Below are 21,513 nucleotides of genomic sequence, written 5' to 3'. Positions count from 1 at the left end.
CAATGTTCACAATTTGTACACAAGCATGCTATAAAAATAGCCAGGTATAAGCGATAAGAGGAGCTGGCTATGCCGGATCGTATCATGCGCCTTACCAAGAGTGGTTTGCCTATTGCTTGGCTGAGTCGTGAGTGCGCAGCAACCCTGTATGCCCGTGAGCAAGTGTTGTGGAGCTTGGGCGATACCCTGATACGTATGCATGGTGGGACGGGGCGCTCTGGGCGGCAGTCATTTCTCGATATTGCACCAATCGTCGCCTGCAGTGGCGATCATCCGGCGGATGCGGCCGTCCCTCACCTTACCAACTCAGTCTTGTTTCGGCGTGACCATCACATGTGTCTGTACTGTGGGACTGTGCATCAGCCTGCTATGCTGACGCGCGATCATGTGGTTCCGCGTGTGCAAGGCGGGCGTGATCATTGGACCAACGTGGTTACGGCTTGCCGCGGGTGCAACCAACACAAAGGGGGCCTTACGCCCGAGCAGGCGGGTATGCCTCTGTTGGCGGTGCCCTTTAAGCCGAATTTGTTTGAGTTCATGTATTTGGCGAATCGCCACATTCGTGGCGATCAAATGGAGTACTTGCGGCGGCGCTTTTCAGGGCGGCGTGACTGGGCTGCGTAAGCAACCCAGCACTTCCTTGGTGTTAGAGGCTCAAATTTAGCCCCAGATTGATATTCAGTCCATTTGCATCAGCGTCGGTGCCGATGAGATAGCCCACCTCTGTGAACAATTGCACGTAGCGTTGGAACGGCGTTGGTACGTTGACTGACATGAATAGGTTGGTGCCCCAACTTTCGTTCCAGACCGCATCTATCCCGTAGAAGAAGCTCTCCGAGTGATTAATGGCGACCATTGCGCCCACGGCAGCGTAGTAGCTATCACCATAGCCACCTGATAGGCGATAGAAAATATCCATATTGCCGGGGCTTTCGAAACGAATGCCCGCATTGTACACCGACGACGGAGCGTCACTGATAATCCCAGTTGAAAGGCGTCCAACGGTCAGTTGTACGCTGCCGGAGCGCCGTACTTCTTCAATAACGTCGCCTTCTTGAATAATACCATTGGCCAATTCGTAGTGATTTGAGCGTGCTATGGTGCCGCGAGAATAAGAATCCCGGACTTCGTTGATACGAATTCGCCCCACCTCCACACGAAATGAATCGTTGTCATTGATCGGCTTCAGGTCCTTGTAAACGGCGAATTCCGCGCCTTCGCTGACGCCGCTGCGAGCCCCTAAGTTAATTGCGACCTGGTTATCCAGTTTTGACAGCACCTCACCACGATAGTCTGCCGCAGTGCCTGGTATGCGCTCTACCCAATGACCTGAGCGAATACTCCGGCGTCCCAGCATGACTTCCGCGATGGCATAGATGTTCGTGACTTCCGTTACCACAATGACGCCCGTCTGATCATCCAGGTAGCCATAAGATTCGCCGCTTGACGTGGTTACTTCGGCGCCACGTTGATAAACGCGAAAAACCTGCCCTGGCTCAATATTCGCACTGTGACCCAAATCAAAGAAAACGCGGCCACCGTCGGTGCTGACCACCTGGCCAAGCTGACGAAACTGTCGTTTTAGGTCGCGCTCCAGTTCATATTCTATTTGGGCAATCAAACCATCATAGGTGTTGTAGCGAAAATCCAGTGAGCGACTGGCTATGGTGTCGCCGCCTCGGGCATTAAAGAACGTTATATTGACTTGTGCAGTTCGGCGGCGCGGAAATATCAGTTCGGCGGTCGCCACGACGGACATGCCGGCAGATGCTCCAGAGGCGAGCAGGGCTTCGCGGTCGGCCGCAGAGCTCCAGTCCAAATTCGGGCGAATCGGGCTGACTTGATACTGTTGCAATCCATTGATCGCCTCGCTGGTGACTTGTCGGAAGGCGGCATGCTGTGCCACGGCAGCGCGATCTATACGGGTCGCTAAGAGTACGTTCGGTTGGCTCTGGAGCTGACTTTGGGACTGTGCCACAGCTAGGCTACTGAACATCAACTGGGTCAGGAGTAAAAGGACAACAGCACGCATGAGGCGATTCCTTATCTGGGTGGTCTAGTAAGTATGTAGTCCAAAAATGAGTGCTTCGCCACGTTTTGGACCGTCGTCAAGTTGGGTGGTGAGTTGCGTTGCATTGTGGAGACTCGTGCGGCAACGGGCGGAAACTTGACGCTCTCATTACATTCAGCAATTTCCATGCCCCAAAATGCAGTTGTGGCGGCAATGTGCACAGCGCGAAGGCTGAAAATTTCCGCAAAGGCAGCGCGAATGCATGGAGTTACGAGGCGGCTGCCTGTATAATCCACGCTCCAAATTTCTAACCCTTCTGGAAGATGTAAACATGGCTATTGAGCAGACTTTCTCGATTGTTAAGCCCGACGCAGTTGGTAAAAATGTGATCGGCGAAATCTACACGCGGTTCGAAAAAGCGGGCCTGAAGATTGTTGCCGCTAAGATGATCCACATGTCAGAAGAACTGGCTGGTAAGTTTTATGCGGAACACAAAGAACGTCCGTTCTTTGGTGAATTGGTCAGCTTCATGACCTCTGGTCCAGTGATGGTTCAGGTTCTGGAAGGTGAAAACGCCGTTGCAGCAAACCGTGATATCATGGGTGCAACCAACCCCAAAGAAGCAGCACCGGGCACTATCCGCGCTGATTTTGCGGAAGAAGTTTCTGCCAATGCAGTGCACGGTTCTGATGCGCCTGAATCTGCGGCGCGTGAAATTGCTATTTTCTTCACTGCTGAAGAAATTTTCAGCCGCGCATAAATGAGCGTTGCGGTGGCTGCATCGGTCAGTGGATGTGATGCGGTGTTGTAGGGGAGCCTTGCTCCCCTTTTATGTACTAGGATGACAAAGAATTTGCGTCTGTACTGAAGGTTTTGTAGTGGAAGAGCGAGCGGTGGAACAGCACACGATCAATTTACTGGGCATGACGCGCGCGCAGCTAGAGGCGCACTTTGTGGCCATGGGTGAAAAGCCCTTTCGAGCCGCGCAGGTGCTCAAGTGGATTCATGCGCGTGGCGTCACTGACATTGATCAGATGACAGACCTGTCCAAAGCGCTGCGCGAGAAACTTAAAGCGACCTCAGTGTTGACGGTGCCGGAAGTGGTCTATGACGCCACGGCGAAAGACGGTACGCGAAAATGGGTGATGCGTCTGCCGGGCGGTTCATCCATCGAAACAGTTTATATTCCCGAAGAGCGCCGCGGTACCCTGTGTGTATCGTCGCAAATCGGTTGCGCACTCGACTGCTCGTTTTGTTCGACGGGTAAGCAAGGCTTCAATCGCGATTTGTCCGCCGCAGAAATCATTGGTCAGGTGTGGGTTGCTGCTAAAGCGTTCGATGACTTATCCGGTAAGCGCGAGCGCCGTATCACTAACGTGGTGATGATGGGCATGGGCGAGCCATTGTTGAACTTTGATAACGTCATCGCTGCCATGAACCTGATGATGGAAGACAATGCCTACGGTATTTCCAAACGTCGTGTCACGCTCAGTACCTCGGGTGTTGTACCAGCCATTCGCCAGTTAGCCGGGCACACCGATGTCAGTCTCGCGCTGTCATTGCATGCGCCAAACGACCCCTTGCGCGATCAGTTGGTGCCGGTGAACAAGAAATACGGTATCGCTGAGACGCTGAATGCGTGCAACCAGTATTTGTCGAGCCTCAGTGATAAGCGAGTACTAACGGTAGAATACACTTTGATGAGCGGCGTTAACGATACGCCTGAGTTGGCCCACGAATTGGCTGATTTGCTCAGGGATACGCCGTGTAAGATCAACCTGATTCCTTTCAACCCCTTTCCTAACTCAGGTTATGAACGGCCCAGCAATAATCGCGTACACCGGTTCCGCGATGTGCTGATGGCAGCCGGTTATAACGTAACCACGCGCAAAACACGCGGCGATGATATTGACGCCGCATGTGGCCAGTTGGTGGGCAAGGTAGAAGATTTAACACGACGCAGTGAGCGCTTTATCAAGGCAGTAGAGATTGGCAGCACGGCGGCGGATTTGGCAAAAAAACGGGGTAAACGAGTATGAAGCTTTCCATTGCGCGTGGTCTGATCTTGTTGCTGGTTGCACTGACATTGAGTGCCTGTGCAAGCCGTGGGGCGAACAGCGAGGCACAGACATCGGCGGAGCGTTATGTTGAAATTGGGTTTCGGCATTTGCAGTTTGATAACGCAGCTCAGGCTCGAATTGCTTTTCGCGAGGCGATGAGTTTTCACCCGCAATCGCCTTCAGCGCACCTAGGCCTGGCACTCGTGTACCAACGCGAGGGCGAGCCAGAGCTGGCCGAAGACTATTTCAAGCGATCGATGCGCCTCAGCAGTGACACGCAAAATAGACATCTTTACGCGCAGTTCCTGTTTCGTCAAAACCGCATAGAAGAGGCCCGTAAGGAGTTGCTGGTGGTTGTGGCTGATACCGACTTCTTTGACCGTGCGGTGGCGTTTGAAGATCTCGCCATTGTGAGTTTGTTCTTAGATGATAAGGTTAATGCCAAAACCTATTTTGATCGCGCTATTACGCTGAACAAGATGTTGCCAATGCCTTATTGGCATATGGCCAATCTGCATCTCAATGACGGCAATCCTCGTCGGGCCATGGCGTACTTCGATGGCTTCCAGAGATTGGTCAGCAGTGATCTGGTGACGCACACTGAGGAGTCGTTGATCCTAGGGGTGCGGGTTAATGAAGCCATGCAGCGCCAAGAGGCCTATGCCGATTTATTGGAGCAGCTGAAAGAACGCTTCCCGAATAGCAATTACTTGAGAAATAACTGACGCATGAACAAGCAGATGCTCTCTCCCATCACCCGCCGAAAAAGTCGCCAGATCATGGTGGGCAATGTGCCAGTTGGCGGTGATGCGCCCATTTCAGTGCAAAGTATGACCAATACTGAAACCTGTGATGTGGATGCGACCGTGGCGCAGATTCAGCGGATGGAGGCGGCAGGGGTGGACATTGTGCGGGTGTCGGTGCCCAGTATGGATGCCGCCGAAGCCTTTGGCAAAATCCGTCAGCGTGTTCAAGTACCCTTGGTCGCTGACATCCATTTCGACTATAAAATTGCGTTGCGCGTCGCGGATTTAGGTGTCGATTGTTTGCGTATCAATCCGGGCAACATTGGTAAAGAAGATCGTGTACGGGCGGTGGTCGACAAGGCGCGCGACAAAGGCATTTCCATGCGCATCGGGGTCAACGCGGGTTCGCTGGAAAAAGATCTGCAAAAAAAATACGGCGAACCGACGCCTGCAGCGCTCGTTGAGTCCGCCATGCGCCATATTGATATCCTCGACCGGCTGGATTTCCAAGAATACAAATTAAGCTTGAAAGCGTCCGACGTCTTTATGGCGGTGGCGGCGTATCGTCAGATCGCAAGTCAAATTGATCAGCCGTTGCATTTGGGTATAACCGAAGCCGGCGGTCGTCGATCAGGAACAGTGAAGTCCGCAGTGGGCTTAGGTTTGCTGCTCATGGACGGTATTGGTGATACGCTGCGTGTGTCGTTAGCGGCCGACCCTGTCGAAGAAGTTAAAGTCGGCTTCGATATTTTAAAAAGCCTGCGCTTGCGCAATAAGGGCATCAACTTTATCGCCTGTCCCAGCTGCTCGCGCCAGAATTTCGATGTCATCAGTACCATGAACGCGTTAGAAGAGCGCTTAGAGGATGTACTCACACCGTTGGACGTGGCTGTTATTGGCTGTGTCGTGAACGGGCCGGGTGAGGCCAAAGAGGCGGATATCGGTATCACTGGTGGGTCGCCCAATAACCTGATTTATCTGAACGGTGAGCCGCACAGTAAACTGAAAAACGAAGAGTTGGTGGATGTGTTCGAGCGCATGATTCGCGAACAGATCGCTGAGCGTGATGCTGCCAACGCCAATTTAATCGCCAAGACACGGTCTTAATCGGTTTAACGGGAAATAATGTGAAGACAGTACAAGCCATTCGTGGCATGAATGATGTTTTGCCGGAACGCTCCCCATTGTGGCAGTATGCCGAAGCGCAGATGCGTGCACTGTACGCCAGTTATGGATACAGTGAAATACGTACCCCGCTGGTGGAAGATACCGCCTTGTTTCGGCGCTCTATCGGTGAAGTAACCGATATCGTTGAAAAGGAAATGTATACCTTTAACGATCGCAACGATGAGAGTATTACTCTGCGACCCGAAGGGACGGCCGGTTGCGTGCGTGCCGCTTTGCAGCACGGTTTACTGCACAATCAGATTCAAAAGCTGTGGTACACCGGGCCGATGTTTCGCTATGAGCGTCCGCAGAAAGGTCGCTATCGTCAGTTTCATCAGTTTGGTGCCGAGGTGTTCGGGCTGGCAGGGCCGGATATTGACGCTGAAATTATCATCATGTCAGCGCGCCTTTGGCAGCGTTTAGGCATTGCAGAACACCTGACCTTACAGTTGAATACGCTGGGTACGGCGGAGAGCCGTGCGAACTACAAAGCAGATTTGGTGGCGTACCTGCAACAGCATGTGGCGCGCCTCGACGAAGATTCACAGCGTCGTTTGAGCACCAATCCCTTGCGTATTTTGGACAGCAAAAGCGCAGATACTCAGCAAGTGCTGGATGACGCGCCTGAATTTTTTGCCTACTTGGACGAGGAATCGCGGACGCATTTTGATCAGCTCTGCGCGTTTCTTGATGCTGCGGGTGTGGCGTATGAGATCAATCCACGCTTGGTGCGCGGGCTGGACTACTACGGCAAAACCGTATTTGAATGGGTAACGTCGGCACTGGGTTCGCAGGGTACTGTGATGGGTGGTGGACGTTATGACGGCTTGGTTGAACAGTTAGGCGGTAAGTCTACTCCAGCCATCGGTTTCGGTATGGGTGTTGAACGCCTGTTGCTGCTACTTGAAGCATTGGACGTAGTGCCTGCCGACGTCACGCAGACAGTGGATGCCTGCTTACTGGCTATGGGAGACGATGCGGAACGGGTGAAGTTGCAGCTGGCAGAGCGGTTGCGTTCGGCAGTGCCGGATCTGCGCCTGCAGACGGTGCTGGGTGATGGCAGTTTTAAATCGAAGATGAAAAAAGCAGACAAAAGTGGCGCTCGCTTGGGCTTTATCGTTGGCGACGACGAAGTGGCCAAGCAGGTGTTCACGGTGAAAAATCTGCGCAAAGACGCTCCGCAAGTTCATATTGCGTGGTCAGATACTGATGCTTTGCTTGCGGTTATGAAAGAAGCATTACAAGAATCCATATAATGAGAGTGCAAGGAGTGAGTTGTGTACGATACTGAACAAGAACAGATAGAGGCCCTGAAACAGTGGTGGTCACGTTGGGGTAATGCCTTGGTCGGCGGTGTGCTGATCTTCGTTGTGGGCTATTTTGGTCTGTTCTTTTACAACGACAACCAGGCGAAGAACCATGCTGCGGCGTCGGACATCTACCAGCAGGTCGTGCGCCTGACGGACGGTAAAGATACCTTGGCGGCAACCGAGCGCAGTCGTTTGGATGACTTGTTTGCTAACTTAAGCAGTGCACACAGTAACAGTACCTATACCACTTACACGGCGCTCTTGCAGGCTAAGTACATGGTGAACGATGGTGACTTTGCCGACGCTGAGACGAAGTTGCGCTGGGCACTAGAACAAAGCCGAGATGCTACCATTGACCGTGTCATAACTCTGCGTATCGCGCGCGTGCAAGTGGCACAGGGTGAATTCGATGCAGCCTTGGCCACTTTAGATGGCATTGCTGCCGGTGCGCAGGAATTGGCCTTCTACGAGTTGCGTGGTGATATCCACCAAGCTATGGGTGATCGTAATGCCGCCCGAGCAGCTTACGAGACTGCTTGGACGTTGGCGCAAGAGCAAGGTTTGAACCCACCACTGCTGCAAGCAAAAGCCGAACGTTTTGGCTTGCTTTAATCGTTGTACTGACAGGAGTTGTCCTTCATGAGAGCAATGCAAAGTGCTCTAGCCAGTGTATTGGTTGTTGTATTGGTCGGTTGCGCAGGTATTAACCCGCGCTACCCGGCACCGCCACCAGAATTTACCTCTGATCGCGTCGGTTTCGACTGGCATCACTTTATTGCTGAAGGATGGCAGCCTGGTGATGGTGCCGTGCGCTTGCGTCCGGCCCAGGATGACGAGCGCGTATTTGCAGCGCATGTGACTGGCGAGGTGGTTGCCTTGTCGAAGGGAACCGGGCGAGTGTTGTGGAAACACTCGTTGGAGCCTTGGCAGGCCGGGGTCACGCTGCATCGTGACCGGCTTTATCTTCTGTCCCAAAAAGGCGACTTGGTCGTCCTGAATGCCAGCAATGGTGAGGAAGTACAGCGCAGTGCCTTAGGTGTTACTGCTATTGCGCCCTTAGTGGTGTCAGGCAATCAAATTGCCTTCTTGGCACAGGACGGCAAGCTACGTCTGTGGGACAACACCAGTCGGAACTGGGTGTGGATCTATGACAGTGAGCAGCCGGTGTTGACCTTGCATGGTCAAGCTCAGCCTTTGTTCTATCGAGATGCCCTTATTGCCGGTTTTAGCAATGGACGCGTGATGGCTTTCGATCTGTTGTCCGGTGAGCCACGTTGGTCGCATCGCCTATCGAATCCACGCGGCGTGACCGACTTGCAGCGACTTGTTGATGTAGACGTTACTCCGTTGTTGGTTAACGACCGTATTTACATCGCGGCCTACGAAGGACGCCTCGTAGAGATTATGCCAAACAGTGGCGAGATCCGCTGGGAAACGACGCAGTCGGTCAGTGCGAGCTTGGCGACCGATGGTCGTTCATTATTTGTGGCTAATCGCACGGGTGAGATTTTTGCCTATGATCTCAATACAAAGGCGATTCGTTGGCAACAACAGGCCGTAACTGGGCGCCCAATTACGTCCTTGGCGGTGCAAGGTGATACGGTGATAGTGACGGATCGCCGTGGTTATGTGTACGGTTTTTCTACCCGAACGGGCGAGCCCGTGGGTCGTTTGAATTTCGCTGGTCATCAGCGCTTTACGGTACCGGCAATAGCCGATGCCGACCATTTTTATGTGCAATCGATGCAGGGCCTCCTTTTGGGCGGCACCATCAGGGCACAATAGGAGTAAGACCGCTTGACGCCGGTAATTGCATTAGTAGGGCGCCCCAATGTGGGCAAATCCACGGTATTTAACTGCTTGACGCGCTCGCGTGATGCTTTGGTGGCCGATTGGCCAGGGCTGACGCGTGACCGCAAGTACGGCGAGGGTAAGGTGGGCGACATCCCCTTTATTGTGGTCGATACCGGTGGTGTTAGCGGCTATGAGATGGGCTTAGACGTTGAAATGGCCGAGCAGTCGTATGCCGCCATTGAAGAAGCCGATCTGGTGTTCTTTATTGTTGATGCGCGCGAGGGTGTTACCGCCAGTGATTTGATGCTGGCGAAGCATTTGCGCAGTGCCGGTAAGCTGACCCAGTTAGTGGTCAATAAAGTCGATGGTTTGAACGAAGATACGGTGCTGGGTGATTTCTACGAAATGGGACTGGGTGAGCCTTACCCCATTGCAGCGGCCCATAACCGTGGTGTGACCAGTTTGATCACCGAAGCCATGGAGCGCTTTCCGGATGCCGAAGTAGTTGATCCCGACTTGGTGCAGGGTACGGGTATCCGTCTCGCTATTGTCGGTCGGCCAAATGTCGGCAAGTCTACCTTGGTGAATAGAATGCTCGGTGAGGAGCGTGTGGTTGTTTTCGATCAGCCGGGCACCACCATGGATAGCATCTTCATTCCGTTCGAGCGCGAGGGGACGGAATACACGCTGATTGATACGGCGGGAGTACGGCGCCGCAAGAACATCAAGGAAGCGGTCGAAAAGTTCTCCATCATCAAGACGCTGCAAGCGATTCAGCAAGCTAACGTGGTTATCGTGGTGTTGGATGCGCGTGACAGTGTGGTTGAACAAGATTTGCACATGCTGCACTTTGTGCTGCAAGCGGGGCGTTCGGTCCTATTGGCGGTCAACAAATGGGATGGTATGACGCACGACGAAAAAGCGCAGGTGAAGAAGGACATCGACCGCCGACTAGACTTTATGAGCTGGGCAGATTTGCATTTTATATCCGCTAAGCACGGCACTAATGTCGGCCACTTATTCGCATCGGTACAAAAGGCTTATGACTCCGCAACTAAGCAGTGGCCAACCAATTACCTCACGGAAATCATGCAGGGCCTGGTGCAAGAGCACCAGCCTCCGTTGGTAAACGGCCGGCGCATCAAGTTACGCTATGCTCACTTGGGTGGCCGCAATCCCCCGGTGATTGTGATTCACGGTAATCAGGTAGAAAAGCTGCCGGGTAGCTATCAGCGTTATCTGGAAAACAGTTTTCGCAGTGTATTGGATTTGCGCGGTACGCCGATTCGTTTCGAGTTCCGTAGTGGGGAAAACCCTTACGCGCCTCCCACGACAGGGCGCGTAAAAAAGACCAAGGTGGGGCCCGCTCATCGTGGCAGTGCGAAGGCTAAAGCTGGCCCGCGCAGTAAGAAAAAGTAACCGCTGCAAGCACTAACCGCGACCCCCTCTGAATCAAGCGTCAGAGGGGGTTTCCTGTTCATTAATCCGCTTCACTTCACTGACGATTGTTCCATCCGCTAAACGGTGGCTTATCTGCTGCCCTATCTGCACTTGCGTCACTGAACGCACCACTTTGGCATCATCCGTGAGCAGAATGCCATAGCCGCGGTGCAACGTGGCCATGGGGCTCGCGGTGTGTAGGTTGTGGGCCGTTTTGGCAATGGATTGACGCCATTGATGCAGATTGGCTCGTACGCTACTGTGTAAGCGCTGTTGCCATTGGTTAAGTTGGCGGCGTTGTTCTTGGAGGCGAACGGAGGGAGCACTGCGCTGCAAGCGCTGCTGGAAAACCTCTAGGCGAAGAGCGGGTCGCTCCAGTGTTTGCGTCATGCTGCGCTCTAGGCGCGCGCTGAGGTCGTCTAGGCGTTGCTGTTGCTCGCGAATACGATCCGCTGGGTGACGCAGCCGTTGCTGCAGAAAATGCAGGGCTTGGCGATGCTGATTGAGCTGGCGCTGTAGGTTGTGGGTCAGCTGACGGGCCAGTTGGTGTAATCTACTGGCGCGTTGACTGTGGTCGGCAGAGGCCAGTTCCGCCGCCGCCGAGGGGGTCGGAGCACGTAAGTCGGCCACGAAGTCGGCAATGGTAAAGTCGGTTTCGTGCCCCACCGCACTTATAATGGGGAGTGGACTGGCGGCAATGTCGCGCGCCAAAGCCTCATCATTGAAACACCATAGATCTTCTAGGGAGCCGCCACCGCGGCCGACGATCAAAACATCGCACTGTCCATCGGCGATCGCTGCCTTCAGGGCACGCCGAATATCAGCCGCCGCGTCTTTCCCTTGGACCAAGCAGGGAAACAGTCGAACCTCAATGAAGGGATCGCGACGTGCCAATACCTGCAAGATATCCTGCACCGCTGCCCCTGAGCCAGATGTGACGACCCCGACGACCTGCGCGTCGGTGGGTATTGGGCGCTTGCGTTCAGGTGCAAATAAGCCTTCCGCTTCCAAGCGACTCTTAAGGGCATTGAATTCCAGTTGCAACGCACCTGCACCAGCAGGCTGTATTGCGGAGACAATTACTTGATAGTCACCGCGCCCCTCAAACAAACTGAGCTTGCCCGACACCAGAACCGCTTCACCGTCTTTCGGGCGGTACTGCTGACGCATGGCTTGGCCTTTGAAAAAGGCACAGCGTACCTGCGCACTGTCGTCTTTCAGAGTGAAATAAAGATGGCCCGACTGTGGCCGGGCAAGATTCGAAATTTCTCCGTGAATCAGTACGCTGCCAAAGTGTTGTTCGAGGATGAATTTAGCTTGGCGATTAAGCTGGGCAACGCTGATGGCTTGTTCCATGTTGCTGATCTTACTGGTCTGTGCTGAACAGGCGGTCACCAAGCTGATCAACGGCTTGCCGTGCTTTCAAACGCGTATGCTCAACCGCAGTGTCCAGGTCGGGCAGTAGGTCGGCACGGATTAAATGATGCGAGGGTTCTTCTGCGCCTACACGGCTGATATGAGCAGAAATGCGGTATTGTCCGCCTACGGGCATTGGTGCGATCTTAATCATGAATCCGTTGTATTCCTCTTCCGCTTGAACGCTTGCAGCTGTGCTTTGCGGCTGAGCAACAAATAAAGACTTTAACCAATCAAACATGAGGTTACCTCCAGAATCGACGGACGACAGTGTACCCGTTTCAACATAACGGTGCATCAGGAGTTCCATTCCGTTGTAATCGACGCTTCAGTTTAGGGGAATGCTGGTAAGCGTTGGTGTTGCTCTGCGTCGATCACATAGCTGCAACTCATAGACCATGGGGGTGCCAAACTGTATTCCACAGATTCTGTGGATAAGTGTGTGGGTAACTCTGTGATAAACAGAGGCAAGCTAACGATGACGTGGGGTTCTACGGATTGGTTAAAAAGTGATCAAAATGCAATAAATCTATATAAAACAATGAATTGGAGTCGTTATTTAGAGTTTTTGTAGAGCAGTGCAGGGCAAATGCATTCGCGCACTATGGCAGTGCAGTGCTGCGAAAAAATGTGAATAAAATCACCTGTCAATGCTTGACAAGCTAGGTAATGCGCAGGTTCTTCATCATTTTTTGTGGATTGGTAGGCAACGCCAGTCACGAAGGGTAAAATTCTTGCCTTCGTATTGTTCAGGCGCGTCGTTATGCATTGCCCGTTTTGTGGTCAACCAGACTCCAAGGTTATAGATTCCCGTCTTGTCGCTGAAGGTCGTCAAGTCAGACGGCGTCGTGAATGTCCGCATTGTGGGGAGCGTTTCACTTCGTATGAATCCGCTGAATTAGTAATGCCTAAGCTGGTAAAGCAAGACGGTTCGCGCGAGCCCTACAACGCTGACAAATTACGCGCCGGCATGATGCGCGCGTTAGAGCGTCGCCCGGTCTCGGTGGAAGCCATAGAGGCGGCCATCAGTCGAATAGAGCATCGTTTGCGTGCTGGTGGGGAGCGCGAGATACCCTCGCGGGCGGTTGGTGAAGCGGTGATGCAAGAGTTGCAGGTGCTGGATCAGGTAGCGTTCGTGCGTTTTGCCTCGGTATACCGAAGTTTTCAAGATATTTCTGAGTTTCGTGCTGAGATTGAACGCCTTGAGAAGAAAGACCAATGAGTGACGCGGCCGCCGATATCATTTGGATGCAGCGCGCCCTGCACCTGGCAGAGCGCGGATTGTTCAGTACCACACCTAACCCGCGTGTCGGTTGTGTATTAGTAAAAGACGGCCAATCAGTTGGTGAGGGCTGGCATCCAGGGGCTGGACAGCCGCATGCCGAAGTGTTTGCGCTTAACGCTGCCGGGCTTGCTGCGACCGGGGCAACGGCCTATGTAACGCTGGAGCCTTGCAGTCATTTTGGGCGCACGCCACCGTGTGCGGACGCGTTAATTGCCGCGGGTGTGGCACGCGTCGTCGTGGGCTGTGAAGATCCTAATCCGCTGGTCGCGGGTGCTGGCATTGCACGCTTGCGGGCCGCAGGAATTGACGTGACCTCTGGGGTGTTGGCGGATCAAGCCGAGGGGCTCAACCTTGGCTTTATGCAGCGCATGCGTACCGGCTTGCCGTGGGTCAGAGCGAAATTGGCGCACAGCATCGACGGCCGTACGGCGATGGAGAGCGGTGAGAGCTTCTGGATTACGGGTGCTCCGGCGCGCGCCGATGTGCAGTATTGGCGTGCGCGCAGTTGCGCGTTGATCACCGGCGCCGATACTTTATTGATGGATCAGGCTCGGATGCAGGTGCGTCTCGATTTGCTGGCCCAGCGTTGGCCCGATCATCCCGCGGTATTGAGTCCTTTGCGTGGTGTTGTGGACTCTCGGCTGCGAGTGCCTGCCGATCATCCATTTTACGCCGTTGATCGCGCCATGCTGTTTACCGGCAACGGACATTCAGTGGCGCAGCTTGACGCTTATCGCGCGCGTGGCGTGGCAGTTGTGACCTGTGCCAGCAACGGTGACCACCTCGACCTGCTTGCGCTGTTGCGCCGTCTAGTTGAAGCGCACGCGGTGAATGAGGTCATGATTGAGGCGGGCGCAGAGTTGACGGGGGCGTTTTATCGCGCTGGGCTCATTCAAGAGCTAATCCTGTATTGCGCGCCGCGTTTGCTTGGCAGTGCCGGCCGGCCTTTAATGGCGTTGCCACTCGATACCATGGCGGACGCCGTGACTCTGGATGTCCTGGATCGCCGCCAGTTTGGTGCTGATCAGCGAATTATTGCGCGCTTGCACGGCAAATCATCACACCCTACAGATGAAGTGCAGGCAATAAAAAGGTAGAATCGCCGCCATCCAGTCTACGCGACTAAATTGAAGGTGACCGTGTTGGCCCACATGGGGTTAAAACCGGCACTGCACGTCAGGGGAGAAGCCACTTTGGGCCTGAATACGGTAGAAGAAATTGTAGAAGATATTCGTCAGGGCAAGATGGTCATTCTGATGGATGACGAGGATCGTGAGAACGAAGGTGACTTGGTGGTCGCGGCGGAAAAAGTGACGCCAGAGATCATCAATTTCATGGCGCGTGAAGCTCGCGGCTTGATTTGCCTGACCTTGACCGGCGAGCGCTGTGATTATCTTGGCTTGCCGGCCATGGTTAAAAGTAACAGTGCACAGTACGGCACGCATTTTACGATATCGATTGAAGCTGCAGAAGGGGTGACCACGGGCATTAGCGCTGCCGATCGTGCACGCACCGTGCGTGTGGCGGTCGATCCACGTAGCCAGCCCACGGATATTGTGCAGCCGGGGCACGTGTTTCCGTTACGCGCTGAGGCGGGTGGTGTGTTGAGTCGCGCTGGTCATACGGAAGCCGGCTGTGATATCGCTCGTCTAGCAGGTCTGAGTCCAGCGTCCGTCATCGTTGAAATTATGAACGACGACGGCACCATGTCACGGCGTCCTGATTTGGAAAAGTTTGCCCAGAAACATGGGCTGAAAATTGGCACCATTGCGGATTTGATTCACTACCGCATGATGAATGAGCGCACCATTCGTGAGCTGGACCAGCGTACTGTGGAAACGCGTTGGGGCTCATTTGATTTGCGGGCCTATGAAGATCAGTTGCAAGGTGGGGTTCATCTAACGCTGTCTAAGGGCGAGTTTACGTTAGATGAGCCAACTCTCGTGCGTGTGCACAACGGTCAGACATTGCGCGATATGCTGGGCATTAATGCGCCAGACGCGACGGGTTGGTCGCTGGACAGTGCAATGCAGCAAGTAGCGAAGGAAGGTAAGGGGGTCGTGGTTTTGTTGGACGCTCCCGCGGGAAGCGGTTTGTTAGATGAGTTGGATCGCCTCAAGAATCCGACCGCGCGCAAGCCAACCTGGCATATCAACCGGAGCGGCAATTACGTCACTATTGGTACGGGATCGCAAATTCTGCGTGACCTAGGCATCGGTAAGATGCGCCTTATGAGTTCACCCATTAAATTTGGCGGTATTTCCGGTTTTGACTTAGAAGTGGTGGAGTATCTTTCGAACACCACTGCCAACACTGAATCCTGAGGGTAGAGCAGATGTCCATTAAGACCATAGAAGGCAATTTGCAGGGCAATACCGGGCGTTACGCGCTGGTAGTAGGACGTTGGAATGCATTTGTTGTTGATGCCCTAGAGAAGGGCGCAATCGAGGCATTGGAGCGTCATGGCGTTGATGCCAAGCAAATTACGATCATTCGTGCTCCGGGTGCTTTTGAAATTCCTTTGGTAGCGCAGAAAGCAGCCGCCACGGGCCAGTACGACGCCATCATTGCACTGGGTGCAGTGATTCGTGGTGGTACCCCACACTTTGAGTATGTTGCGGGAGAGTGCACCAGTGGCTTGTCACACGTAGCACGTACGGCGGGCATTCCAGTTGCCTTCGGTGTGTTGACGGTAGACACCATTGAGCAAGCCATCGAACGAGCCGGAACTAAGGCCGGTAATAAAGGCGAAGAAGCTGCATTGAGTGCGTTGGAAATGGTTAATTTATTGTCGAAGTTGGGGTCCTGATGTCAGAGCAATTTCGCCCCGCAGCTCGTCGCCGTGCGCGCCATATGGCGTTGCAGGCTCTGTATCAGTGGCATGTGAGTCACGCTACGTCGAATGAGATAGAAGCCCAGTTCATTGTAGACCATGACCTGAGCAAGATTGATAAAGTGTATTTTCACGAGGTGCTGCACCAGGTGCCGGCGCGTATTAAGGAACTTGATGCGGCCATTGAGCCGTTGTTGGATCGCGCCTTGAAAGACCTGACGCCGATTGAGTTGGCCATCTTGCGTATGGGTGCGTATGAGTTGATGCACCGTATCGATGTCCCCTACAAGGTCGTCATTAACGAAGGTGTGGAATTGGCGAAATCATTCGGTGCGACTGAAGGTCATAAATACGTGAATGGCGTGCTGGATAAACTGGCGCAGCGTTTGCGTCAGTCTGAAGTAAACCACCGTTTACGCTGATGAGCTCTGAATTCGAACGTATCCAACGTTATTTCTGGCCATTGGCCGCGCCGGCGGCGAACCCGTCGCCATTGATTGGTAATGGCGATGATGCGTTGGCGGTAAAGGCGGATTATCCAGTGGTGATTTCCGTCGATACCAGTGTTTCTGGCACGCATTTTCCGCCCGATGCGGCCCCTGAAGATGTTGCCAGCAAGGCCGTGCGTTCAGCCATCAGTGATTTGGCCGCTATGGGCGCACGCCCGTGGTTTTATACGCTCAGTATTGTTGTGCCGGAAAACTATGACGACACCTGGTGGCAGCGTTTCACCGATCAGCTGCATGACGAAAACCGGCATTGGCAAATGCCCTGTCTGGGGGGTGATACGACGTCCGGCGCTATTCTGGTCGTGACCGTGCAAGTGCATGGCTTGACCGAGCAGCCGTTGCGTCGGTCCACTGCGAAGGTGGGTGATGATGTTTGGGTTACCGGGTATTTAGGTGACTCCGCAGGTGGCTTGGCTGGACTGCAGCAGCGAGCGCCTATAAGGGCCGAGTTGCTGGAGCGTTTTTATCGCCCTGAACCGCCGGTCGGCTTCATGCATGAGGCTGCATCCTTGGTGCATGCTGCCGTGGATGTTTCCGACGGCTTGGTTGCGGACTTGGGGCATTTGGTGAAGGCCAGTCATTGTGGCGCTCGAGTGGATGTAAATGCGTTGCCTTTATCACCTGTGTTGCAAGAGATCGTGACCCACAAGCAGGCGATCAATTGGGCGCTGGCGGGTGGCGAAGATTTTGCTGCCTGCTTTACCGCAGCACCGGATCAATGTGATACGTTGCAGGCGTTGGCGCAGACGCACGGCATTACGCTGTGGCGTATTGGTGAGATCACAGAGCAAAAAGGAGTTCGCGTGTGCCAAGACGGTGAACCTTATGCTCTCACAACAAAAGGATACGATCATTTTGGCTAAGCTGATTATGCAGCATCAGAAATGGGTGCATTGGGTCGCCTTCGGTTTAGGTTCGGGTACCGCTCCAAAAGCGCCGGGAACCATCGGTAGTTTGGCGGCTCTGTTGACTTTGCCAGTGTTTGCTTGGTTAAGCCTGCCATGGCAAGTGGTGTGGGTGGTATTCGCTTTTGCTATTGGTGTATGGATCTGCGATCAAACAGTACGAGATCTCGGTGTTGATGATCATCCCGGTATCGTCTGGGATGAATTTGTCGGCATTTGGGTGGTGTTTATCGCTGTCCCGCTGACGTGGGAAAATATCATCCTTGGCTTTCTGCTATTTAGAATTTTCGATGTCCTAAAGCCTTGGCCGATCAGTTGGTTGGATCGCCGTGTTAAGGGTGGGTTCGGGGTGATGGTAGACGACCTACTGGCAGGTATTATCGCCCTGGCAATATTGCAATTGTGGCTGTTAAGTCCATGGAGCGCTACACTATTTGGGTAAGGGATGGCAGGGTGCGGCAAGCCGTGGCGTAAACGAGACTGCTGCCCTCTGGTATTGATAGTTTTCAACTGAACCGCATAGAGCGTACAACATGACCCGTCCGGTAAGCGTACAGCCCCCCAGCGTCGATGCAACGCATCAAGATCTTTTGGTATTGTTGGCTAGGCAAACCAGTCTTGGGGCTTTGCTCGACTCTATTGTTTCAGAGGCCATGCGGCTAACCGGTGCTGACGGGGGAACACTTTACCTGATGAAGGGTGAAGGTCACGAGCGGAGCCTGCATTTTTCCGTAGTTCGTACAGATTCGTTGGGTATAGCGATCAACGGCTATGCCGGTGACCACGTGCCCATGCTGCCGATTAAGTTATATCTTGACGACGAGCCGAACCACCACAATGTGGCCAGCCACGCGGCGTTGAGTGGCCAAACCGTGTGCATTGAAGATGCCTATACCGTTGATGAGTTTGATTTCTCTGGTACCAAACGCTTTGACGCCAGCAATGGCTACCGTTCGAAAAGTTTTCTGACGCTGCCGCTTACCGACCACCAAGATGAGGTGATCGGGGTGCTGCAGCTGCTGAATGCTACGACGGATAATGGCGAAGTGGTTGGCTTCTCGGATGAAGTCATTCCTTCCATAGAAGCACTCGCTACGTACGCTGCCGTGTCGTTAAACAATCAAATTCTTATCCATAGCCATAAAGAGCTCCTCGACGCCTTTATTAAATCACTGGCGCGTATCACCGATGTGCGCTCGCCCCATACCTCTTTGCATTGTCAACGCATCCCGGAACTGACCGAGTTGATCGCTCGTGCCGCCTGCGAGCAGAAAGAAGGCTATTTTGCCGACTTTAACCTGAGTGAAGAAGAGTGGTACGAGTTGAGCGTGGCGGCGTGGATGCATGATTGTGGCAAACTGGCCACGCCAGACTATGTGGTAGAAAAAGCCACCAAGCTGAACCTGATTTTAGATGGCATTGACGCCATCAAAGCGCGTTTTGCGGCGCGTATTGCGCAGCGCGAGAACGAATATTTGCGCGCCATGTTACAGGGTGGCGATGTGGCGACGCTGCAGCTTGAAATGGATATGGAGTTAGCGCAACTACGCGACGATTGTGCGTTCTTGGAGCGCTCAAATCTTGGGGGTGAATTTATGCGCCCAGAGGATCAAGAGCGTGTGCGCGGTATGGCGGCTTTAACGTGGCGGGATAATCAAGGTGAAGAACAGCGTATGCTGTCGGATGTTGAGATTCATAACCTGTGCATTTCGCGCGGTACGCTCAATGACGAAGAGCGCGCCATTATTAACCGACATATCGACATCACCATTGATATTCTCGAGGCACTGCCCTTTCCTAAGCACCTGAAGCGTGTACCTGAATACGCCGGGGGCCACCACGAAAAAATGAATGGCAAAGGTTTTCCGCGTGGTTTAACGCGCGATCAGTTGTCTATTCCTGCCCGCATGATGGGTGTGGCTGATATCTTTGAGGCGTTGACGGCCAAAGAGCGACCATACAAAAAACCCATGCCCTTAAGTCAGTCCTTTAGTATTCTACGTAAGATGCGCGATGAAGAGCATATCGACCCTGACGTCTATGAGCTGTTCCTCACGAGTGGCGTATGGCGTGAGTACGCGGAGCGCCATCTAGGAGATGTACAGAAAGACGTCGACGATGTAACACCCTATCTTTAAGTGCGCGGCAATTTATCCAGCCAGCGCGCAATCTGTCGTTCTATTCCAGGGCTGTCCAGCTCTGCGGCAGCCAACTGTCGACTCGCTGAGGCGTGCTCCAAGAACTGATCGGGCAGTCCAATATTCAGCGTCGGTATGAGTAGGCCTTCTTGCTGCAGCCACTCGGTGACGCCTGCACCGGCTCCACCAGCAATGGCATTTTCTTCGACCGTGATGAAGCAGTCATGGCTGACGGCAAGTTCGGCTAAGCGTTCGGTGTCTAAAGGCTTAATGAAGCGCATATTCACAAGGGTAGCGTCCAATGACTCAGCAACGATTGCAGCTGGAGTCACCATGCTGCCGAAGGCAAGTAAAGCAATCTTTTTACCCTTGCGTAAGGTTTCCGAGCGTCCGATAGGCAGGCCCGTTAGGGTGTCAGTAACAGTGCTGCCCGGTCCATTGCCACGAGGGTAGCGCACGGCTGCTGGGCCGTCGTGCAGGTACCCTGTCGATAGCATCTGCCGGGTTTCGTTTTCGTCCTTTGGCGCCATGATCAACATGTTGGGAATACAGCGCAGAAAAGACAGGTCGAAACTGCCTGCGTGCGTAGGGCCGTCCTCACCGACCAAGCCTGCACGGTCGATGGCAAAAAGGACGTCGAGCCCCTGCAGTGCCACGTCGTGTATCAACTGATCATAGGCGCGTTGCAAGAAAGTGGAGTAGATGGCGACGACCGGTTTGGCGCCCTCACAGGCCATGCCTGCGGCGAGCGTCACAGCATGCTGTTCGGCAATGGCGACATCAAAGTAACGCTCAGGGAAGCGTTCAGAGAAGCGCACCAAATCTGAGCCTTCGCGCATGGCAGGCGTGATGCCCATCAAGCGCTCGTCTTGTTCTGCCATGTCGCAAATCCATTGCCCAAATACATTGGAGTACTTCACTCCGTTGCTTACAGGTGCCGTTTTGGGGGTGGTTTCGAGCTTGCTGATGGCGTGGTACTTGATTGGGGCCGCTTCTGCCGGGGCGAAGCCACGGCCTTTACGGGTTATGACATGCAAGAACTGTGGGCCAGACAAATCTTTGATGGTATCCAGCACTTGCATCAACTTCGGTAGGTCGTGGCCATCGACCGGTCCAATGTAATTAAAGCCTAATTCCTCGAATAACGTTCCGGGAGTCACCATGCCTTTTACGTGCTCTTCTGCGCGTCGTGCCAGTTGCCGTGCCGGTTCTGGCAAGTGCATCAACACTTTCTTGCTCTCTTCACGCAGGCTGGTGTAGGTGCGGCTGGCGATAAGGTTGGTGAAATAACGAGACAACCCGCCTACATTTTCGGAAATTGACATGTCATTGTCGTTCAAGATGACCATTAGGTCGGCGTCTTCATGTCCTGCGTGATTCAGTGCTTCAAAGGCCATTCCTGCGGTCAGGGCCCCATCACCAATCACCGCGGCGACACGGCGCCTCTTGCCTGCGCGCCGGGCAGCCAAGGCCATGCCCAGCGCTGCTGAGATGGAGGTGCTGCTATGGCCAACCCCAAAGGTATCGTAGTGGCTTTCTTCGCGTGTTGGAAAGGCAGCAAGACCGCCCTCCTGCCGTATCGTCGGTAGTTGATCACGGCGTCCGGTCAAAATCTTATGTGGGTAGGCCTGATGGCCAACGTCCCATAGTAGTCGGTCTTCTGGTGTGTTCAGAGTGTGATGTAGAGCTAGAGTAAGCTCGACAACGCCTAGGCCAGCGCCGAAATGGCCGCCACTTTGGTTCACTGAATAAAGTAAGTATGCGCGCAGTTCATCGGCTAATATCAACAGCTCTTGTGATGACAAAGAACGCAGATCGGCTGGTTGGTCGATTTGATCGAGCAACGGAGTCACGGGGCGAGAAGACGGAAAATCAGTAAATACTTTCATGGTGCTTACA

At 53.7% G+C, this 21,513-nt stretch carries 21 protein-coding genes; 17 read left to right on the top strand and 4 right to left on the bottom strand.

Annotated elements, in window-relative coordinates; translation table 11 throughout:
• Positions 1 to 69: 69 nt before the first annotated feature.
• Entirely contained in the window at positions 70 to 624 is a 555-nt protein-coding gene (locus NFC81_RS11930) for an HNH endonuclease (protein WP_304994703.1), read from the top strand.
• 22 nt (positions 625 to 646) lie between these two features.
• On the opposite strand, the gene NFC81_RS11925 is transcribed toward NFC81_RS11930, so the two are convergent.
• The gene (locus NFC81_RS11925; RefSeq protein ID WP_304994702.1) at positions 647 to 2,032 is read right to left on the bottom strand and encodes a hypothetical protein; all 1,386 of its coding nucleotides are present in this window, start codon (positions 2,030 to 2,032) and stop codon (positions 647 to 649) included.
• Between the two features lie 310 nt (positions 2,033 to 2,342).
• Between NFC81_RS11925 and ndk the strand changes: the two genes are divergently transcribed.
• The 8 genes from ndk to der all read left to right on the top strand — a co-directional run bounded on the left by ndk (position 2,343) and on the right by der (position 10,507).
• The gene (gene ndk / locus NFC81_RS11920; RefSeq protein ID WP_304994701.1) at positions 2,343 to 2,771 is read left to right on the top strand and encodes a nucleoside-diphosphate kinase; all 429 of its coding nucleotides are present in this window, start codon (positions 2,343 to 2,345) and stop codon (positions 2,769 to 2,771) included.
• A 133-nt stretch (positions 2,772 to 2,904) separates the two neighbouring features.
• The gene (gene rlmN, locus NFC81_RS11915; RefSeq protein WP_304994700.1) at positions 2,905 to 4,050 is read left to right on the top strand and encodes a 23S rRNA (adenine(2503)-C(2))-methyltransferase RlmN; all 1,146 of its coding nucleotides are present in this window, start codon (positions 2,905 to 2,907) and stop codon (positions 4,048 to 4,050) included.
• Positions 4,047 to 4,796, top strand: coding sequence for a CDC27 family protein (locus tag NFC81_RS11910; RefSeq protein WP_304994699.1), 750 nt, complete (start codon positions 4,047 to 4,049; stop codon positions 4,794 to 4,796). Before rlmN ends, NFC81_RS11910 begins: the two co-directional genes overlap by 4 nt.
• A gap of 3 nt (positions 4,797 to 4,799) precedes the next feature.
• Positions 4,800 to 5,924: a flavodoxin-dependent (E)-4-hydroxy-3-methylbut-2-enyl-diphosphate synthase gene (ispG, locus tag NFC81_RS11905; RefSeq protein ID WP_304994698.1), complete on the top strand. Its 1,125-nt coding sequence runs from the start codon at positions 4,800 to 4,802 to the stop codon at positions 5,922 to 5,924.
• A 20-nt stretch (positions 5,925 to 5,944) separates the two neighbouring features.
• Entirely contained in the window at positions 5,945 to 7,240 is a 1,296-nt protein-coding gene (hisS, locus tag NFC81_RS11900; RefSeq protein ID WP_304994697.1) for a histidine--tRNA ligase, read from the top strand.
• A 21-nt stretch (positions 7,241 to 7,261) separates the two neighbouring features.
• Positions 7,262 to 7,906 carry a tetratricopeptide repeat protein gene (locus tag NFC81_RS11895; protein WP_304994696.1) on the top strand — a complete coding sequence of 215 codons (645 nt, stop codon included), beginning with the start codon at positions 7,262 to 7,264 and terminating at the stop codon, positions 7,904 to 7,906.
• A 27-nt stretch (positions 7,907 to 7,933) separates the two neighbouring features.
• The gene (locus NFC81_RS11890) at positions 7,934 to 9,079 is read left to right on the top strand and encodes a PQQ-binding-like beta-propeller repeat protein (protein ID WP_304994695.1); all 1,146 of its coding nucleotides are present in this window, start codon (positions 7,934 to 7,936) and stop codon (positions 9,077 to 9,079) included.
• A gap of 12 nt (positions 9,080 to 9,091) precedes the next feature.
• A complete protein-coding gene (der, locus tag NFC81_RS11885) occupies positions 9,092 to 10,507 on the top strand; it encodes a ribosome biogenesis GTPase Der (RefSeq protein ID WP_304994694.1) in 1,416 nt (471 codons plus the stop codon).
• Positions 10,508 to 10,540: 33 nt separating this feature from the next.
• Here the strand turns inward: der and xseA are convergent, their stop codons facing one another.
• Positions 10,541 to 11,884, bottom strand: a complete 1,344-nt coding sequence (gene xseA / locus NFC81_RS11880; protein ID WP_304994693.1) for an exodeoxyribonuclease VII large subunit — start codon at positions 11,882 to 11,884, stop codon at positions 10,541 to 10,543.
• 10 nt (positions 11,885 to 11,894) lie between these two features.
• Positions 11,895 to 12,242 (bottom strand): HlyU family transcriptional regulator, encoded by a 348-nt coding sequence (locus tag NFC81_RS11875; RefSeq protein ID WP_304994692.1) that lies wholly within the window; start codon positions 12,240 to 12,242, stop codon positions 11,895 to 11,897.
• A gap of 465 nt (positions 12,243 to 12,707) precedes the next feature.
• On the opposite strand from NFC81_RS11875, the gene nrdR reads away from it, so the two are divergent.
• The 8 genes from nrdR to NFC81_RS11835 all read left to right on the top strand — a co-directional run bounded on the left by nrdR (position 12,708) and on the right by NFC81_RS11835 (position 19,614).
• Positions 12,708 to 13,166 carry a transcriptional regulator NrdR gene (gene nrdR / locus NFC81_RS11870; RefSeq protein ID WP_304994691.1) on the top strand — a complete coding sequence of 153 codons (459 nt, stop codon included), beginning with the start codon at positions 12,708 to 12,710 and terminating at the stop codon, positions 13,164 to 13,166.
• Complete coding sequence (gene ribD, locus NFC81_RS11865; protein ID WP_304994690.1) at positions 13,163 to 14,326, top strand: bifunctional diaminohydroxyphosphoribosylaminopyrimidine deaminase/5-amino-6-(5-phosphoribosylamino)uracil reductase RibD; 1,164 nt, start codon at positions 13,163 to 13,165, stop codon at positions 14,324 to 14,326. Before nrdR ends, ribD begins: the two co-directional genes overlap by 4 nt.
• A 96-nt stretch (positions 14,327 to 14,422) precedes the next feature.
• Positions 14,423 to 15,553, top strand: a complete 1,131-nt coding sequence (ribBA, locus tag NFC81_RS11860; RefSeq protein ID WP_304996979.1) for a bifunctional 3,4-dihydroxy-2-butanone-4-phosphate synthase/GTP cyclohydrolase II — start codon at positions 14,423 to 14,425, stop codon at positions 15,551 to 15,553.
• A gap of 11 nt (positions 15,554 to 15,564) precedes the next feature.
• A complete protein-coding gene (ribE, locus tag NFC81_RS11855; RefSeq protein WP_304994689.1) occupies positions 15,565 to 16,038 on the top strand; it encodes a 6,7-dimethyl-8-ribityllumazine synthase in 474 nt (157 codons plus the stop codon).
• The gene (gene nusB, locus NFC81_RS11850; protein ID WP_304994688.1) at positions 16,038 to 16,484 is read left to right on the top strand and encodes a transcription antitermination factor NusB; all 447 of its coding nucleotides are present in this window, start codon (positions 16,038 to 16,040) and stop codon (positions 16,482 to 16,484) included. The genes ribE and nusB overlap by 1 nt, the downstream gene beginning before the upstream one ends.
• Positions 16,484 to 17,434 (top strand): thiamine-phosphate kinase, encoded by a 951-nt coding sequence (gene thiL, locus NFC81_RS11845; RefSeq protein WP_304994687.1) that lies wholly within the window; start codon positions 16,484 to 16,486, stop codon positions 17,432 to 17,434. Before nusB ends, thiL begins: the two co-directional genes overlap by 1 nt.
• Before the next feature lie 7 nt (positions 17,435 to 17,441).
• Positions 17,442 to 17,918 (top strand): phosphatidylglycerophosphatase A, encoded by a 477-nt coding sequence (locus NFC81_RS11840; protein ID WP_304996978.1) that lies wholly within the window; start codon positions 17,442 to 17,444, stop codon positions 17,916 to 17,918.
• 91 nt (positions 17,919 to 18,009) lie between these two features.
• Complete coding sequence (locus NFC81_RS11835; protein ID WP_304994686.1) at positions 18,010 to 19,614, top strand: HD domain-containing phosphohydrolase; 1,605 nt, start codon at positions 18,010 to 18,012, stop codon at positions 19,612 to 19,614.
• Here the strand turns inward: NFC81_RS11835 and dxs are convergent.
• Positions 19,611 to 21,503, bottom strand: a complete 1,893-nt coding sequence (dxs, locus tag NFC81_RS11830) for a 1-deoxy-D-xylulose-5-phosphate synthase (RefSeq protein WP_304994685.1) — start codon at positions 21,501 to 21,503, stop codon at positions 19,611 to 19,613. The two genes, NFC81_RS11835 and dxs, sit on opposite strands and share 4 nt — an antisense overlap.
• Between the last annotated feature and the right edge of the window lie 10 nt (positions 21,504 to 21,513).

Origin of the sequence: Salinispirillum sp. LH 10-3-1 (assembly GCF_030643825.1) — a bacterium.
Lineage (GTDB): Bacteria > Pseudomonadota > Gammaproteobacteria > Pseudomonadales > Natronospirillaceae > Salinispirillum.
The sequence above is the reverse complement of the archived record's forward strand: the minus strand, read 5'-3'. Positions and strand labels throughout refer to the sequence as shown.

What these genes read in the sequence shown, in the direction of transcription:
- NFC81_RS11930 (WP_304994703.1), top strand. Translation starts at nt 70, where the DNA reads ATGCCGGATCGTATCATGCGCCTTACCAAGAGTGGTTTGCCTATTGCT.
- NFC81_RS11890 (WP_304994695.1), top strand. Translation starts at nt 7,934, where the DNA reads ATGAGAGCAATGCAAAGTGCTCTAGCCAGTGTATTGGTTGTTGTATTG.
- nrdR (WP_304994691.1), top strand. Translation starts at nt 12,708, where the DNA reads ATGCATTGCCCGTTTTGTGGTCAACCAGACTCCAAGGTTATAGATTCC.
- NFC81_RS11835 (WP_304994686.1), top strand. Translation starts at nt 18,010, where the DNA reads ATGACCCGTCCGGTAAGCGTACAGCCCCCCAGCGTCGATGCAACGCAT.
- nusB (WP_304994688.1), top strand. Translation starts at nt 16,038, where the DNA reads ATGTCAGAGCAATTTCGCCCCGCAGCTCGTCGCCGTGCGCGCCATATG.
- ribD (WP_304994690.1), top strand. Translation starts at nt 13,163, where the DNA reads ATGAGTGACGCGGCCGCCGATATCATTTGGATGCAGCGCGCCCTGCAC.
- ispG (WP_304994698.1), top strand. Translation starts at nt 4,800, where the DNA reads ATGAACAAGCAGATGCTCTCTCCCATCACCCGCCGAAAAAGTCGCCAG.
- NFC81_RS11840 (WP_304996978.1), top strand. Translation starts at nt 17,442, where the DNA reads ATGCAGCATCAGAAATGGGTGCATTGGGTCGCCTTCGGTTTAGGTTCG.
- ribE (WP_304994689.1), top strand. Translation starts at nt 15,565, where the DNA reads ATGTCCATTAAGACCATAGAAGGCAATTTGCAGGGCAATACCGGGCGT.
- NFC81_RS11875 (WP_304994692.1), bottom strand. Translation starts at nt 12,242, where the DNA reads ATGCACCGTTATGTTGAAACGGGTACACTGTCGTCCGTCGATTCTGGA.
- dxs (WP_304994685.1), bottom strand. Translation starts at nt 21,503, where the DNA reads ATGAAAGTATTTACTGATTTTCCGTCTTCTCGCCCCGTGACTCCGTTG.
- thiL (WP_304994687.1), top strand. Translation starts at nt 16,484, where the DNA reads ATGAGCTCTGAATTCGAACGTATCCAACGTTATTTCTGGCCATTGGCC.
- NFC81_RS11910 (WP_304994699.1), top strand. Translation starts at nt 4,047, where the DNA reads ATGAAGCTTTCCATTGCGCGTGGTCTGATCTTGTTGCTGGTTGCACTG.
- xseA (WP_304994693.1), bottom strand. Translation starts at nt 11,884, where the DNA reads ATGGAACAAGCCATCAGCGTTGCCCAGCTTAATCGCCAAGCTAAATTC.
- ndk (WP_304994701.1), top strand. Translation starts at nt 2,343, where the DNA reads ATGGCTATTGAGCAGACTTTCTCGATTGTTAAGCCCGACGCAGTTGGT.
- NFC81_RS11925 (WP_304994702.1), bottom strand. Translation starts at nt 2,032, where the DNA reads ATGCGTGCTGTTGTCCTTTTACTCCTGACCCAGTTGATGTTCAGTAGC.